Below are 13391 nucleotides of genomic sequence, written 5' to 3'. Positions count from 1 at the left end.
TCCTGCCCATGTCCCACATCGACGAGGCGCCGCAGTCCACCGGGGCTGCGGCGCCCCCGCAGGGCCGGGAGAAGAAGCTGCCGGCGCGCGACCGGCTCACCGTGATCCTCATGGTCACGATCCCGCTGCTGCTCGTGCTGCTCCTGGTCTGGCTGCCGGCGCTGCTGTCGGTGGTGCTGTCGTTCGGCAAGTGGAACGGCTTCGGCGACCTCGACACCATCGAGTGGGTCGGGTTCCAGAACTACACCGACATCGCCACGATCTACCCGCCGTTCTGGCCCGCGATCCAGCACAACCTGATCTGGCTGGGCTTCCTGTTCGTGTTCCCCACGCTGCTCGGCATCCTGCTGGCGGTGATCCTCGACCGGGAGATGCGGGGCAGCCGGATCTACCAGACCGCGTTCTACATGCCGGTCGTGCTGTCGCTCGCGCTGATCGGCTTCATCTGGCAGCTGTTCTACTCGCGCGACCAGGGCCTGATCAACCAGGTCTTCGGCACCCAGGTCGACTGGTACGGAGACCCGGACATCAACCTCTGGGCGGTCCTCGTCGCCACGGCCTGGCGCCACACCGGCTACATCATGCTGATCTACCTGGCCGGCCTGAAGGGGGTCGACGCCTCCCTGCGCGAGGCGGCGGCCGTCGACGGCGCCAGCGAGGTGCGGACGTTCTTCAACGTGATCTTCCCGGTGATGCGGCCGATCAACATGATCGTGATCGTCATCGTCGTGATCGAGTCGCTGCGGGCCTTCGACCTCGTGTGGGTGGTCAACAAGGGCCGCAACGGCCTCGAGCTGATCGGCGCGCTGGTCGCGCAGAACGTGATCGGCGAGGCCACGCGCTACGGCTTCGGGTCGGCGCTCGCGGTCATCATGATGCTGATCTCGTCGGTCTTCATCACCGTCTACCTGCGCAACGTCTTCCGTGAGGAGCGCCGAGGATGAGCAGCCACGACCCCGTCCTGGTGGCCACGACGCCGCCCGACGACCAGGTGCGCGACGCCCGTACGCCCCCCAAGCGGGTCGAGGGCGGCGTGATGAGCAAGCCCCGCGGCGTGCTGGTGACCGTCATCGTCGCGCTGCTCGCGCTGGCCTGGCTGTTCCCGCTGCTGTGGGCGCTGGTCAACTCCTTCCGCGAGTACGACTACACCCAGGCCAACGGGTACCTGTCCTTCGGCGGGTGGACCTTCTCCAACTACGAGGACGCCTGGACGCGCGGCAACTTCGGCCTGCACATGAGGAACTCGCTGCTCATCACGGTCCCCGCGGTCCTGCTGACGCTGTGGCTGTCGTCGATGGTGGCGTTCGTGCTGGCGCGCTTCAGCTATCGCTTCAACCTCACCCTGCTCGGCATCTTCCTCGCCGCCAACCTGCTGCCGCCGCAGGCGCTGCTGATCCCGGTGTTCCGGATGTTCCGCGAGGTGCCGCTGCCCTACTTCATGAGCGACTCCGGCTCGATGCTCAACAGCTTCTGGGCGCTCATCCTGGTCAACACCGCGTTCCAGCTCGGCTTCTGCACGTTCGTGCTCAGCAACTACATGAAGACGCTTCCGCACGAGATCTACGAGTCGGCCGAGCTCGACGGCGCCAGCGTGTGGCGGCAGTACTGGCAGCTGACGATGCCGCTGGTCAGGCCGGCGCTGGCCGCGCTCGCGACGCTCCAGGTCACCTGGGTCTACAACGAGTTCTTCTGGGCGACGGTCCTCATCCAGCAGGGCAACAAGCTGCCGGTGACGTCCGCGCTCAACAACCTGCGCGGGCAGTTCTTCACCGACACCAACCTGGTGGCCGCGGGGTCGATCATCGTCGCGCTGCCGGTGCTGGTGGTGTTCTTCGCCCTGCAGAAGCAGTTCGTCTCCGGGCTCACCCTGGGCTCGACGAAGGGCTGACCCAGGCGCCGGCCCGCATCACCCGCACGACCTCGAGGTCGGCGTCGAGCACGACGAGGTCGGCCCGGCGACCGGCCTCGAGCGCTCCGACGTCGGTGAGGTCCCACACGCGGGCGGGCGCGGTGCTGGCGGCGTGCACCGCGTCGGCGAGACCGATCCCCGCGTGCCGGACGGCGTGGCGCACGGCCGCGTCCATGGTGAGCGTCGAGCCGGCGATCGCGCCGTGGCCGTCGTCGGAGGCGAGGCGCGCGACGCCGTCGCGGACCTGCACGTCCATGGTGCCGAGGCGGTAGTCGCCGTCCGGCGCGCCGGCAGCCGCCATCGCGTCGGTGACGAGCAGGCAGCGGCCGGGCTTGGCGGCGAACACCGTCGCCAGGACCGCCGGGTGCAGGTGCACCCCGTCGGCGATCACCTCGACGTCGGTGTCGGAGTCGAGCAGGGCGCCGACCGCGCCGGGCTCGCGGTGGTGCATCGGACGCATCGCGTTGAACAGGTGCGTGCCCACGCGCGCACCGGCGTCGATGGCCGCCCGCGCCTGGTCGTGGGTCGCGTCGGTGTGGCCGACGGCGGCGACGACGCCGCGCTCGACGAGGAGGCGTACGGCCTCCACGCCGCCGGCGAGCTCGGGGGCGAGGGTGACCATCCGCACCGTCCCGCCGCCCGCGTCGAGCAGCGACTCGACGTGCGCACGCTCGGGCAGCGCGAGGGCACCGGGGGAGTGCGCACCCGAGCGGGCCGGGCTGAGCCACGGCCCCTCGAGGTGGAGGCCGGCGAGCACGCCGTCGTGGACGCAGTCGGCGAGGGCGCGGACGGTGCGCTCCATGACGTCGCGCCGGTCCGTCACCAGGCTGGCTGCGATGGAGGTCGTGCCGTGCGCGAGGTGGGCGGCAGCAGCGGTCCGCGCCGCCTCCGGCGTGCCGGTCTCGAACGCGGCGCCACCGCCGCCGTGGACGTGGACGTCGACGAAGCCGGGGCACACGGTGACGTCGCCGAGCGCGAGGTCGGGGCTGCGCGGCGGGGCGCCGTCGCCGACCTCGAGGACGCGGTCGCCGTCGAGGAGCAGCCACCCCGGCGCGAGGACCCGCGCCGGGGTGACGACCTGTGCGGCGGTGAGGAGGGTGGTCACGCGCTGGTGTCCGCCTCGACGAGGGAGTCCTCGCCCTCGTCCTCGCGACCGGGGGTCTTGAGGTTCCACCTCCGGATGACGGCGCGGAAGAGCACGTAGTAGAGCGCGGCGTACGCCAGGCCGATCGGGATCAGCAGGATCGGCTTCGTGGCGATGTTGAAGTTGAGCACGTAGTCGAACAGGCCGGCGGAGAAGCCGAAGCCGTCCTTGATGCCGAGCGCGTTGACCAGGGCCAGCGACGTGCCGGTCAGCAGTGCGTGGATCACGTAGAGCGGCCAGGCGACGAACATGAAGGCGAACTCGAGCGGCTCGGTGACGCCGGTGAGGAACGAGGTCAGCGCGGCAGACAGCATGATGCCGCCGACCGCCTTCTTGTGCTGGGGCTTCGCCTCGTGCCAGATGGCGAGCGCGGCGGCCGGCAGGGCGAACATCATGATCGGGAAGAAGCCGGTCATGAAGGCGCCCGCGGTCGGGTCGCCGTGCAGGAAGCGGGCGATGTCGCCGGTCCACACGTCGCCGTTCGCGTCCTGGTAGGAGCCGATGAGGAACCACGGTCCGGAGTTGAGGATGTGGTGGAGGCCGAGCGGGATCAGCAGCCGGTTGAGGGTGCCGTAGACGAACCCGCCGGTGACGTCGTTGCTGGTGACCCAGTCGCCCAGCGACGTGAGGCCCGCGTCGAAGCCCTTGTAGAGGAAGCTGGTGGCGACCGCGATGAGCATCATCGTGATGGCGGTGATGATCGGCACGAACCGGCGCCCGCCGAAGAACGCGAGGTAGGGCGGCAGCGAGATCCGGTGGTAGCGCTGCCAGAGCCACGCGGCGACCAGGCCGGAGACGATGCCACCGAGCACGCCGTAGTTGATCAGCTGCTGCTCGGCGTCGCCCTCCGGGAGGCCGAGGATGGTCGGTGACATCGCCTCCCCGACGCCCTTGAAGACCAGGTAGCCCACCACCGCGGCCAGCGCGGTCGAGCCGTCGGCCTTCTTCGCCATGCCGATGGCGACGCCGAGGGCGAAGAGCAGCGGCAGGTTGTCGAAGATCGCCCCGCCGGCGGCGCCGATGACGGCGGCCACCTCGGTCCAGCCGAGGCCGTCGGCGCCGAGCAGGTCGGGCTGGCCCAGGCGCAGCAGCAGCGCGGCCACGGGGAGGGCGGCGATCGGGAGCATGAGGCTGCGCCCGAACTTCTGCAGCGGCGCCAGGTTGAGCCGCTTCCTGGTGTCGGTGCCGCCCGAGGCGGCGTCCTGGGTGGTCATGGTGGGTCCCTTCGGGGTCAGGCGGTGGTGGTGTCGCGGGTGATGTCGGCGTCGGCGTCGGCATCGGGGGCCCTGGTCGGGCCCAGGGTCATGTGCAGCTGGTAGCGGTCGCCGCGGTAGCGCGAGACGACGTGCTCGATCGGGCGCCCGTCGGCGCTCGAGAGGCGGCGGAAGACGAGGAGCGGGGTGTGGACCGGGGCCTCGAGGCGGCGCGCCGTGGTGCCCTCCGCGGACTCGCCCCACAGGGTCTGCTCGGCCGCGTCGACGACCAGGTCGTAGCGCTCGGCGAAGACGGTGTAGAGCGACCCGGACAGGTCCTCGGTGTCGAGGTCGGGCAGCAGCGAGCACGGGTACCACCCCTGCTCGATCGCCATCGGCTGGTCGTCGGCGAGCCGGATCCGGTCGATGCGCCAGGCGGTGCCGCTCGCGCCGAGCCGGAGCGTACGGGCGACGTCGGCCGGCGGACGCTCCTCGTCGACGCGCAGCAGGCGGGTGGACGGGGTGAGGCCGCGCCGGCGCATGTCCTGGGAGAACGACGCGAGGTGGAGCCGGCTCTCGACGCGGGGGCGGGCGACGAAGGTGCCCTTGCCCTGGATCCGCTGCAGCAGCCCGCCCGCCACCAGGCTGTCGATGGCCTTGCGGACCGTCGCCCGCGACACGTCGTAGGAGGTCATCAGCTCGCGCTCGGACGGGATGGCGACGCCAGGGCCGAGGTCGCGCAGCGCGAGCTCGGCCAGCACGTCGCTCAGCTGGGCGTGCTTGGGCCGGGGGCCGTCGTCGATCCTGCGGGTCATCGGTGCCTCTCGACGGGAGCTGGTTCTATTGGTACGGTCTGGTACGTACCAGTTGGAGCATGGCCGCACGCGCGGCGGCTTGTCAAGGACCAGGCAGGACAGAGGACACCCATGACCACCACGCAGACCCGGATGGCGGCGGAGGTCGCCGAGCAGCCGGAGGCGGCCCGCCGCACGCTCGACCACCTGCTCGCGCAGCGTGACGCGCTGCGCGAGCTCGCCCGTGACCGCCGCCGGGTGCTGCTGGTCGCGCGCGGCTCCAGCGACAACGCCGCGATCTACGGTCGCTACCTGCTGGAGACCGCGGCCGGGGTGCCGGCCTCGCTCGCGGCACCGAGCGTGGCGACCCACTACCGGGCCCGGCTCGACCTCGCCGACACCCTCGTCGTCTCCGTGTCCCAGTCGGGCTCGACGACCGAGATCGTCGAGACCCAGCAGTGGGCGCGCGACTGCGGAGCCGCCACCGTGGCCGTCTCCAACGTCGCCGGCTCGCCGCTCCTCGAGGCGGCCGACCTCGCCCTGGCCACCCAGGCCGGTCCCGAGGTCGCGGTGCCGGCCACCAAGACGTACCTCACCCAGCTGCTCGCCCTCGGCGTGGTCGCCGCGGCGCTCGGTCCCCGCGAGCAGGCCGAGCGGTCGGTGGCCGACCTCGAGCGGGTGCCCGACGCGGTCGCCGGCCTGCTCGGCACGGACGTCACCGCCGCGGCCGACGCGCTCGCCCGGGCGCAGCAGGTCGTGGTGTCGGGGCGCGGGCTGCTGCTCGGCACCGCGCTCGAGACCGCACTCAAGATGGAGGAGACCTGCCTGCGCCCGGTGCGCGGCTACTCCTACGCCGACCTGCGCCACGGGCCGATCTCGGTCGTCGGCGACGGCGTCCTCGCCGTCCTCGTCGCGGCCGGCAGCGGCCCGCTGGCCGGCGCGATGGCCGAGCTGGCCGACGACCTGCACGAGCGCGGCGCGCGCGTGCTGGGCATCGGTGGCACCGCCGACTTCGCCGGTCGGTGCGACGTCCACCTCGCCGGCCCCGACCTCCCGGAGACGGTCGAGCCGGTCGCGAGCATCGTGCCCGCCCAGCTCATGATCGAGCGCCTCGCGCGCACACTGGGCCTCGACCCCGACAACCCGCGCGGCCTGGCCAAGGTCACCCGGACCGACCGCTGAACCCCCACCCGCACCCATCGAGAGGAACCCTGATGAGCACCAAGGCAGAGCAGATCCTGGCCGGCCTCGGCGGCGCCGACAACGTCGTCGAGATCGAGGCCTGCATCACCCGGCTCCGCACCGAGGTCAAGGACGGCGCGCTCGTCGACCAGGCCGCCCTCAAGGCGGCGGGCGCCCACGGCGTCATGGCCAGCGGCACCGTCGTGCAGGTCGTCGTCGGCCCCGAGGCCGACAACCTCGCCGACGACATCGAGGACCTGATGTGACGTCCTCCAGCCGGAACGTGCTGGCTCCCTGCCCCGGTCGGGTCGTCGCGATGGCCGACGTCCCGGACCCGGTCTTCGCCGAGGAGATGGTCGGCCCAGGCGTCGCCATCGAGCCGGACGCCGGGCGCACGACCGTGGTGTCGCCGATCGCCGGGAAGGTGCTGAAGGTGCTGCCCCACGCGTTCGTCGTGCTCGGCGACGGCGTCGGCGTCCTGGTCCACCTCGGCATCAACACCGTGCGCCTCGAGGGTGAGGGGTTCGAGGTCCTCGCGACCCAGGGCGCCGAGGTCGCCGCGGGCGACCCGATGATCACGTGGGACCCCTCCGCGCTCCCGCCGAGCATCGGCGGGCAGGACGTGTCGCCGGTGGTCCCGATCGTGCTGATGGACGGCGTCAAGGGGTCGGTGACCAGCGACGCGCTGGGCAGCGCCGTGGCCGCCGGCGACCCGCTGTTCGTGCTGCCGTGACGGCGGTCCCCGAGCGGGTCTCCGGGCTGCTGCTCGACCTCGACGGCACCCTGGTCGACTCCGAGCCGCTGCACCGCGCCGGCTACGAGGCGTACTTCGCGCACCGCGGGTGGGACGTCCCCGACCTCTCGGTCTTCACCGGCCGGCGCGCCGAGGACGTCTTCGCCACCGAGCCTGGCCCCTGGGCCGGCCTCGACTCGGCGGAGGTGCTGGCGGGCGTCCTCGCCCACGTGCCGGACGAGGCGGCGCCGGCGGTCCCCGGTGCGCGCGACCTCGTCGTCGCGGCGCGGTCGGGCGGCGTTCCCGTCGCGATCGTGACCTCGGCCGGACCTGCCTGGGTCGAGCGCTCCCTGGTGGAGTCGCTGGGGCTCACGCTGGACAGCGTCGACACGGTGGTCACCGCCCGCGACGTCGCGGACGGCAAGCCGCACCCGGCCGGCTTCGCGCTGGCGTGCGAGCGCCTCGGCGTGGACGCCTCCCGCGCCGTCGCCGCGGACTCGCCCGCCGGTGTCCGCGCGGCGCTCGCCGCCGGCGTACGCCGCGTGCACGGCATCGCGACCACGCACCCCGAGGCGGTGCTGGCCGCCGCCGGCGCCACCGCCGTCGACGACGACCTGCGCCCGCTGCTGGGGCTGCTGCGCCGCTGACGCCCGCTCCTGCCGGGCTCCTGACCGGGCGCCGGCCGGGTACCTGCCCGGCCCGGCCCACCGGGGTACCCGACCGGCCCGGCCCACCGGGGTATCTGCGGACATATCGGTGGGCGGATCGTCACTTTCACCCACCGATATGTCCGCAGATACCCGGGGTGGGGAGGCGAGGGTGGACCCGCGTGCCGGGACCGGTCAGTCGACCGCGCCCTTGCCGACCGTGCGGGCGTGCGGGCGGCCGGGGTCGTCGAGCGCCGGCGTCTCCTCGCCCGCCCGCAGCGCCTCGAGCTGGGCGCAGACCGCGGTGCCGTAGAAGAACGAGATCGACGACAGCAGCGCCCACAGCAGCAGCGCGACCACGCCGGCCAGCGGGCCGTAGACGTCGCCGAACGACCCGCTGAGCCGGACGTAGAGCGCCAGGCCGACCGTCGCGAGCCCGATCAGCGCCACCGCGATCGCCGCCCCGAGCGCGAGCCACGACAGCGCCGGCTGGCGGCGCCGCGGCGAGTGGTCGAGCAGCACGGCGATGGTGAGGACCAGCAGGCCGACGCCGATCGGCCAGCGCAGCACGTCCCACCAGAGCACCGAGGTGTCGGACCAGCCGTAGCTCTCGGCCATCGCGTCGCCGAACGCCCCGCCGCCGACGATCATCACGAAGCCGACGCCGACCGGCACGGCCAGGATCGCGGTCAGCACGGCGGCGCGGCCGTACTTGTGGAGCGCCTTGCGGTCGCGGCGGATGCCGTAGATCCGGTTGGCGCCCCGCTCGACCTGCGCCATCGCCGTCGTCATCGACACGAGCGCGAAGCCGAGGCCGAGGACCAGCGCGACCTCGCCGGCCTCCTCCGAGCCGACGGTGCCGCCCGAGCCGTCGGAGCCCTCGACGGCCGACGCCAGCGCGTCGGCCTGCCCGGATCCGGGGGAGAGGGAGTCGACGACCTGCGCCACGACGGTGGCCGGCCGCTCCTCGTCGAGGTCGGAGGCGAGTCCGGTGAGCGCGAGCAGGAACGGCACCACCGCGAGGCAGGCCTGCAGGGCGAGGGCGCGGGAGTTGGTGAAGCCGTCGCCGTAGCGGAACCGGACGAACGACTCGACCACGATCCGCCGCAGCCCGTGGTGGCGGGCGAGGTGCCAGGCGTCCAGCGCGTCGAGCTCGTCGCCGTCCATCTCCGTGGTGACGGGCACGGTCCGCGCGGTGGTCATGGCCGCACCCTAGGGCGCCGCCCACGACGGCGCCGCCCCGGCTTGGGACAGTCCAGTGGCGATCGGCTGCCCCGCCCCGGTAGTCCAGTGGCGAATGGCTGTCCGGAGGCCCCGGACGCAGCCATCCCTCACTGGACTACCCCGGCTGGGGAAGCTGCCCCGGCGGCGGGCGGGGTCGGCGACCCGGACCCGGACTACCGCGCGGCCGTCTCGAGCGCGGCCACGGCGGCGGTGGCGTCGGGAAGGGCGGCGACCTCGGCCGCGACGGCTCGGCACCGCTCGCGGACCCTGCCCTCGGCCAGCAGGACGGCGGCGCGCTCGGCGACCTCCGCGGGCGTGAGGGTGGCGGCGTCGAGCCGGTCGGCGAGCCCGAGCCCGACGGCCCGCGAGGCGTTGTGCGGCTGGTCCGCGCCGAGCGGGACGAGCAGCGACGGAAGTCCGTGGGCGAGCGCGGCGACCAGGCTGCCGGACCCGCCGTGCGAGACGACCAGGTCGACCGTGGGCAGGACCTCGGCCTGGGGCACGAAGCGCTCGACCCGTACGTGCGCGGGCTGCGGTCCGAGGTCCGCCGGCGCGATCCCGCGCCCCACCGTGGCCACCACGTCGACGTCGAGGGCGGCGAGGCCCTCCAGCAGCCGCTCGAACAGGTCGCCCGAGCCGCCGTTGAAGATGGTGCCGAGCGTGACGTAGACGCCCGGGCGGGTGCGCGGCGCCGGCCTCGGGGCGTCGGTCGAGCGGTAGTGCAGCGGGGTGACCCGCAGGGGCGCCCGCGGGCTCCGGAACGACGGCGGTGCGTCGGACAGCACCAGCCCCGAGGTGAGGGCGGCGAGGTGGGGGTCGGGGGCCAGCCCGTGCTCGGCGCGCACCACGTCCAGCGCCGGCGCGACGAGCCCGGGGCGCGCGAGCATCCCCGAGGCCAGCACCAGGTGCGTCGCGACCGGGACCCCGAGGACCTCCGCGGCGATCGTGGTCCCGAGGTCGGTCTCGTCGCGCAGCACCAGGTCGGGCCCGAAGTCGCGGACCACGTCGGGCATCGCCGCCGCCATCCGCCGGGCGCCGCGGTCGGCGAAGTTGGCGGCGAACTCGATCTCGGTCGCCCGGGCGTCCATCACCTCCAGCGGCCCGCGCTCCTGGTCGACCCCGGAGTGGTGCCGGGCCTCGCTGGTGGGGTACGCCGTGAAGCCGAGGTCCTCGATGCCGGCGACGAGGCCGCCCGAGCCCGCGACGGCGACCTCGTGGCCGGCGTCTCGCGCCGCCCGCGCGATCGGCAGGAGGGGTGCCAGGTGCCCGAGGCCGCCGACGAAGCTGAGGAGGAGACGCATCGCCGCCACCCTAGGCCGGACGCTGGCCGGTGTCGGCGGGCAGCGCCACACTGGCTGCATGAGGGCTCGGGAGCGGATGGCGTCGATGACGGAGCCGGTGGCCCAGGAGGCCCGCCGGTTCTACGACGGCGGCACGCTGGCCGTCGACGGGCGACCCGGCGAGCCGCCGGACCCCGGCTCGGACCCGCGGATCGTGCTCGAGCGGCACGCCGAGGAGGGGGTGGAGACCTTCGCGCTCGAGCGTCGGCTGGCCTACCGCGACCGGCTGCTCGGCGAGCTGGTCGTCCCCGACGACCCGGCGTTCCGCACCGACCTGACGTCGGTGCCGGCGCTGTTCACCTGGCTGGTGCCCAAGACCGGCGCCCACCTGCCGGCCGCGTTGCTCCACGACGCCCTCGTCGCCGGACCCGACGGCCCGTCGTCCTACGTCTCCACCGAGGGCCACGTCGTCGACCGGGTGGCCGCCGACCGGGTCTTCCGCGACGCGATGGCCGACACCGGCACCGGCGTGGTGCGCCGCTGGATCGTCTGGTCGGCCGTCACGGTCGCGACGGTCCTCGTCGGACGCGAGGTGCCCTGGACGCGCGCGCGGCAGTGGTCCTACCGCGTGGCGGCGGCCGTCACGATCGCCGCGATCCTCTACCTCGGCTACTGCGCCACCAGCGACCTGTTCGACCGGTCCTGGCCGGGGGCCGTCGACCTGCCCTGGATGGGTGAGCGGTCGTGGTGGGTCGAGGTCGCCGGTGGTCTCAGCGGGGCGGTCGTCGTGCCGCTCGCGCTGAGCCTGCTGTGGGGCCGGCTCCGGATGGCGGGTGCGATCGCGGGCGTGATGCTCGCGGTGCTGCTCCACGTCACCGTCGGGCTGGCCGCGATCGCCGCGACCTACGTCGCCGTCGAGCGGCTGGCGCGCCGCTCGCCGCTCGCCGCCACGGTCCTGGCAGGCGTCGTGGTCGCGGGGGCGTTCGCGACGTTCGCGGTGGTCAGCCTCGGCTGATCCCGACCTCCGCCAGCCAGCGCGCGGCGAAGGTGTCGGCCGGCAGGTCGCGGGTCAGGAGCGTCACGCCGGTGTGCAGCGCGAAGACCACCAGGCCGAGCGCGACGGCGGTCACCAGCATGCCGTTGACGTTGCGCGGGAACCGGCTCGGGACGCTGCGGACGCGGTGCCAGCCGCCGACCACGCCGGCGGTGACGATCGCGGAGACGATGCTCGCGAAGGCGGCGCCGAGGACGGTGCCGAGCAGGCCCATCCGGCTGATCAGGACGGCCGAGGTCGCGGCGGCGGTGGCGCCGGCGACGAGCTGGGGGAGGCTGAGGTCGAGGAAGGGCTGGCGGTCGTTCTCGGGAGTGTCAGGCATCTCGCGACGGGGGTCGGGGACAGGCGCTTCCCCTGTACGACGACCCGCGCCCCGCGATGGTTTCCGATCGTGAGCAGCCTCACCCCAGCCCACGCGCTCGGCGTCCTCAGGGACGCCGAGCACGCGCGAGCGGAGCGAGCGCCATCAACGCAGGCTGTAGGTCGCCAGCGACACGCCGACGTAGTGCGCGGCGAAGGCCAGCACCGTGAAGGAGTGGAAGACCTCGTGGAAGCCGAACCAGCGCGGCGAGGGGTTGGGCCGCTTGAGGCCGTAGACCACGCCGCCGAGGGTGTAGAGCACGCCGCCCGCGGCCACCAGCACGAGCGTGGCGATCGCGATGCCGGAGCTGAACTTGTCCGCGCCCTCCATGAACTGCGGGATGAAGAACACCGCCGCCCAGCCGAGCGCGATGTACATCGGCGTGTAGAGCCAGCGCGGCGCGTCGGTCCAGAACACCCGGAAGACCACGCCGGCGATCGCGGCGCCCCACACGACGGTGAGCAGCGTGGTGCGCGCCGTGCCGTGCAGGAAGAGCAAGGCGTACGGCGTGTAGGTGCCGGCGATGAGCACGAAGATGTTGGCGTGGTCGAAGCGGCGCAGGAACGCCCACGTGCGCGGCGACCAGGTGCCGCGGTGGTAGATCGCGGAGACGGTGAAGACGAGCAGCGCGGACAGCGCGAAGGCCGCCGAGCCGACCCGGGTGGAGGCGGTGGGGGAGAGCGCGACCAGCACGATGCCGGCGGCGAGGGCGAGCGGGGCGGTGCCGGCGTGCAGCCAGCCGCGCAGCTTCGGCTTCACCTCGGCCATCTTGTCGGCCATCACCTCGCCGGCGCGCTCGACCCTGTCGGCGACGAGCTCGGAGGCGCGCTCGACGCGGTCACGGGGCGTCACGAGGGGGTCTCCATGCATCCAAAGTACCGGTCGAACCGCGAGCCACGCAGCCGGTCGCGCGGAGTGCTCGGTCACACGGCGTTACGATCGGTCGGTGGGCAAGGTCAAGGACGCGGTGCGACGGGTGCTCTACCCGGCGTACGAGTCCCGGATGGTGCGGAGCCTGTCGAGCGACCAGATCCCCCACCACGTCGGCGTGATGCTCGACGGCAACCGCCGCTGGGCGAAGACCGTCGGGCTCAACACAGCCGAGGGATACCAGGCGGGCGCCGACAACATCCGCCCGTTGCTCGGCTGGTGCGAGGAGGTCGGCGTCGGCGTCGTCACGCTGTGGCTGCTCTCGAGCGACAACCTCACCAACCGTCCGCCCGAGCAGCTCACCGGCCTGCTCGAGATCATCGAGGGCGCGGTCGAGTCCCTCGCCGAGGCGGGGCGGTGGCGGATCCACCCGGTCGGCGCGCTCGACCTGCTGCCGCCGGAGACCGCGGCCCGGCTCAAGGCGGCCGAGGAGGCCACCCGCGACATCGACGGCATCCTGGTCAACGTCGCGGTCGGCTACGGCGGCCGGCGCGAGATCGCCGACGCGGTGCGCGCGCTGCTCGCCGACCACGCCACGCGGGGCACCTCGCTCGAGGAGCTCGCCGACCTGATCGACGTCGAGCACATCGCCGAGCACCTCTACACCAAGGGCCAGCCCGATCCCGACCTCGTGATCCGCACCTCGGGCGAGCAGCGCCTCGGCGGCTTCCTGCTGTGGCAGTCGGCGAACTCGGAGTTCTACTTCTGCGAGGCGCTGTGGCCGGACTTCCGGCGGGTCGACTTCCTGCGCGCGATCCGGTCGTACGCCGCCCGCGAGCGCCGCTTCGGCGGCTGACCCGCGAGCGCCACAGACGTCACCCTCCCGTCACCTCGCGTTCGGGCGTGTCGTCCCGGATCGGGCTCCCGGCGGGCGTACGTTCGCGACATCGGCAGGTGGGGAAGCCTGCCGAACCGGGAGGCAGTCCGTGGGCACTCAGGT

At 73.3% G+C, this 13391-nt stretch carries 15 protein-coding genes; 8 read left to right on the top strand and 7 right to left on the bottom strand.

Features of this window, described 5'->3' with window-relative positions; translation table 11 throughout:
- Positions 1 to 8 precede the first annotated feature (8 nt).
- Entirely contained in the window at positions 9 to 944 is a 936-nt protein-coding gene (locus tag LN652_RS08485) for a carbohydrate ABC transporter permease (protein ID WP_230444230.1), read from the top strand.
- Positions 941 to 1888, top strand: coding sequence for a carbohydrate ABC transporter permease (locus tag LN652_RS08480; RefSeq protein WP_230444229.1), 948 nt, complete (start codon positions 941 to 943; stop codon positions 1886 to 1888). The genes LN652_RS08485 and LN652_RS08480 overlap by 4 nt, the downstream gene beginning before the upstream one ends.
- Here LN652_RS08480 and nagA read toward each other — a convergent pair.
- Genes nagA through LN652_RS08465 form a run of 3 tightly spaced genes read right to left on the bottom strand, consistent with a single transcriptional unit; the run spans position 1863 to position 5061 of the window.
- Positions 1863 to 3014: an N-acetylglucosamine-6-phosphate deacetylase gene (nagA, locus tag LN652_RS08475; RefSeq protein ID WP_230444228.1), complete on the bottom strand. Its 1152-nt coding sequence runs from the start codon at positions 3012 to 3014 to the stop codon at positions 1863 to 1865. The two genes, LN652_RS08480 and nagA, sit on opposite strands and share 26 nt — an antisense overlap.
- Positions 3011 to 4267 carry a PTS transporter subunit EIIC gene (locus LN652_RS08470; RefSeq protein ID WP_329958473.1) on the bottom strand — a complete coding sequence of 419 codons (1257 nt, stop codon included), beginning with the start codon at positions 4265 to 4267 and terminating at the stop codon, positions 3011 to 3013. The genes nagA and LN652_RS08470 overlap by 4 nt, the downstream gene beginning before the upstream one ends.
- Before the next feature lie 17 nt (positions 4268 to 4284).
- Positions 4285 to 5061 (bottom strand): GntR family transcriptional regulator, encoded by a 777-nt coding sequence (locus tag LN652_RS08465; RefSeq protein WP_230444227.1) that lies wholly within the window; start codon positions 5059 to 5061, stop codon positions 4285 to 4287.
- Between the two features lie 111 nt (positions 5062 to 5172).
- Here LN652_RS08465 and LN652_RS08460 point away from each other — a divergent pair, with 111 nt between their 5' ends.
- Genes LN652_RS08460 through LN652_RS08445 form a run of 4 tightly spaced genes read left to right on the top strand, consistent with a single transcriptional unit; the run spans position 5173 to position 7602 of the window.
- Complete coding sequence (locus LN652_RS08460; protein WP_230444226.1) at positions 5173 to 6222, top strand: SIS domain-containing protein; 1050 nt, start codon at positions 5173 to 5175, stop codon at positions 6220 to 6222.
- 32 nt (positions 6223 to 6254) lie between these two features.
- Entirely contained in the window at positions 6255 to 6488 is a 234-nt protein-coding gene (locus tag LN652_RS08455) for a glucose PTS transporter subunit EIIB (RefSeq protein ID WP_230444225.1), read from the top strand.
- 50 nt (positions 6489 to 6538) lie between these two features.
- A complete protein-coding gene (locus tag LN652_RS08450) occupies positions 6539 to 6955 on the top strand; it encodes a PTS sugar transporter subunit IIA (RefSeq protein WP_230444224.1) in 417 nt (138 codons plus the stop codon).
- On the top strand, positions 6952 to 7602 hold the full coding sequence (locus tag LN652_RS08445) for an HAD family hydrolase (protein ID WP_230444223.1): 651 nt from the start codon (positions 6952 to 6954) through the stop codon (positions 7600 to 7602). The genes LN652_RS08450 and LN652_RS08445 overlap by 4 nt, the downstream gene beginning before the upstream one ends.
- 195 nt (positions 7603 to 7797) lie before the next feature.
- Here LN652_RS08445 and LN652_RS08440 read toward each other — a convergent pair whose 3' ends face one another.
- The gene (locus LN652_RS08440; protein ID WP_230444222.1) at positions 7798 to 8805 is read right to left on the bottom strand and encodes a YihY/virulence factor BrkB family protein; all 1008 of its coding nucleotides are present in this window, start codon (positions 8803 to 8805) and stop codon (positions 7798 to 7800) included.
- 194 nt (positions 8806 to 8999) lie between these two features.
- Entirely contained in the window at positions 9000 to 10127 is a 1128-nt protein-coding gene (locus LN652_RS08435; protein WP_230444221.1) for a glycosyltransferase, read from the bottom strand.
- Positions 10128 to 10185: 58 nt separating this feature from the next.
- On the opposite strand from LN652_RS08435, the gene LN652_RS08430 reads away from it, so the two are divergent.
- Positions 10186 to 11121 carry a DUF1353 domain-containing protein gene (locus LN652_RS08430; protein WP_230444220.1) on the top strand — a complete coding sequence of 312 codons (936 nt, stop codon included), beginning with the start codon at positions 10186 to 10188 and terminating at the stop codon, positions 11119 to 11121.
- Here the strand turns inward: LN652_RS08430 and LN652_RS08425 are convergent.
- Both LN652_RS08425 and trhA read right to left on the bottom strand, forming a co-directional pair.
- Positions 11108 to 11482, bottom strand: a complete 375-nt coding sequence (locus tag LN652_RS08425; RefSeq protein WP_230444219.1) for a hypothetical protein — start codon at positions 11480 to 11482, stop codon at positions 11108 to 11110. The two genes, LN652_RS08430 and LN652_RS08425, sit on opposite strands and share 14 nt — an antisense overlap.
- Before the next feature lie 144 nt (positions 11483 to 11626).
- The gene (gene trhA / locus LN652_RS08420; protein ID WP_230444218.1) at positions 11627 to 12373 is read right to left on the bottom strand and encodes a PAQR family membrane homeostasis protein TrhA; all 747 of its coding nucleotides are present in this window, start codon (positions 12371 to 12373) and stop codon (positions 11627 to 11629) included.
- A 151-nt stretch (positions 12374 to 12524) separates the two neighbouring features.
- On the opposite strand from trhA, the gene LN652_RS08415 reads away from it, so the two are divergent.
- Positions 12525 to 13247: an isoprenyl transferase gene (locus LN652_RS08415; protein ID WP_230444711.1), complete on the top strand. Its 723-nt coding sequence runs from the start codon at positions 12525 to 12527 to the stop codon at positions 13245 to 13247.
- Positions 13248 to 13391 lie beyond the last annotated feature (144 nt).

Source organism: Nocardioides okcheonensis, from assembly GCF_020991065.1.
GTDB classification, from domain to species: Bacteria; Actinomycetota; Actinomycetes; order Propionibacteriales; family Nocardioidaceae; genus Nocardioides; species Nocardioides okcheonensis.
Note: the sequence above shows the minus strand (reverse complement) of the source record. Positions and strands in the feature narration are given on the sequence as shown.

What these genes read in the sequence shown, in the direction of transcription:
- LN652_RS08485 (WP_230444230.1), top strand. Translation starts at nt 9, where the DNA reads ATGTCCCACATCGACGAGGCGCCGCAGTCCACCGGGGCTGCGGCGCCC.
- LN652_RS08480 (WP_230444229.1), top strand. Translation starts at nt 941, where the DNA reads ATGAGCAGCCACGACCCCGTCCTGGTGGCCACGACGCCGCCCGACGAC.
- LN652_RS08470 (WP_329958473.1), bottom strand. Translation starts at nt 4,267, where the DNA reads ATGACCACCCAGGACGCCGCCTCGGGCGGCACCGACACCAGGAAGCGG.
- LN652_RS08465 (WP_230444227.1), bottom strand. Translation starts at nt 5,061, where the DNA reads ATGACCCGCAGGATCGACGACGGCCCCCGGCCCAAGCACGCCCAGCTG.
- LN652_RS08460 (WP_230444226.1), top strand. Translation starts at nt 5,173, where the DNA reads ATGACCACCACGCAGACCCGGATGGCGGCGGAGGTCGCCGAGCAGCCG.
- LN652_RS08455 (WP_230444225.1), top strand. Translation starts at nt 6,255, where the DNA reads ATGAGCACCAAGGCAGAGCAGATCCTGGCCGGCCTCGGCGGCGCCGAC.
- LN652_RS08450 (WP_230444224.1), top strand. Translation starts at nt 6,539, where the DNA reads ATGGCCGACGTCCCGGACCCGGTCTTCGCCGAGGAGATGGTCGGCCCA.
- LN652_RS08440 (WP_230444222.1), bottom strand. Translation starts at nt 8,805, where the DNA reads ATGACCACCGCGCGGACCGTGCCCGTCACCACGGAGATGGACGGCGAC.
- LN652_RS08435 (WP_230444221.1), bottom strand. Translation starts at nt 10,127, where the DNA reads ATGCGTCTCCTCCTCAGCTTCGTCGGCGGCCTCGGGCACCTGGCACCC.
- LN652_RS08430 (WP_230444220.1), top strand. Translation starts at nt 10,186, where the DNA reads ATGAGGGCTCGGGAGCGGATGGCGTCGATGACGGAGCCGGTGGCCCAG.
- LN652_RS08425 (WP_230444219.1), bottom strand. Translation starts at nt 11,482, where the DNA reads ATGCCTGACACTCCCGAGAACGACCGCCAGCCCTTCCTCGACCTCAGC.
- LN652_RS08415 (WP_230444711.1), top strand. Translation starts at nt 12,525, where the DNA reads ATGGTGCGGAGCCTGTCGAGCGACCAGATCCCCCACCACGTCGGCGTG.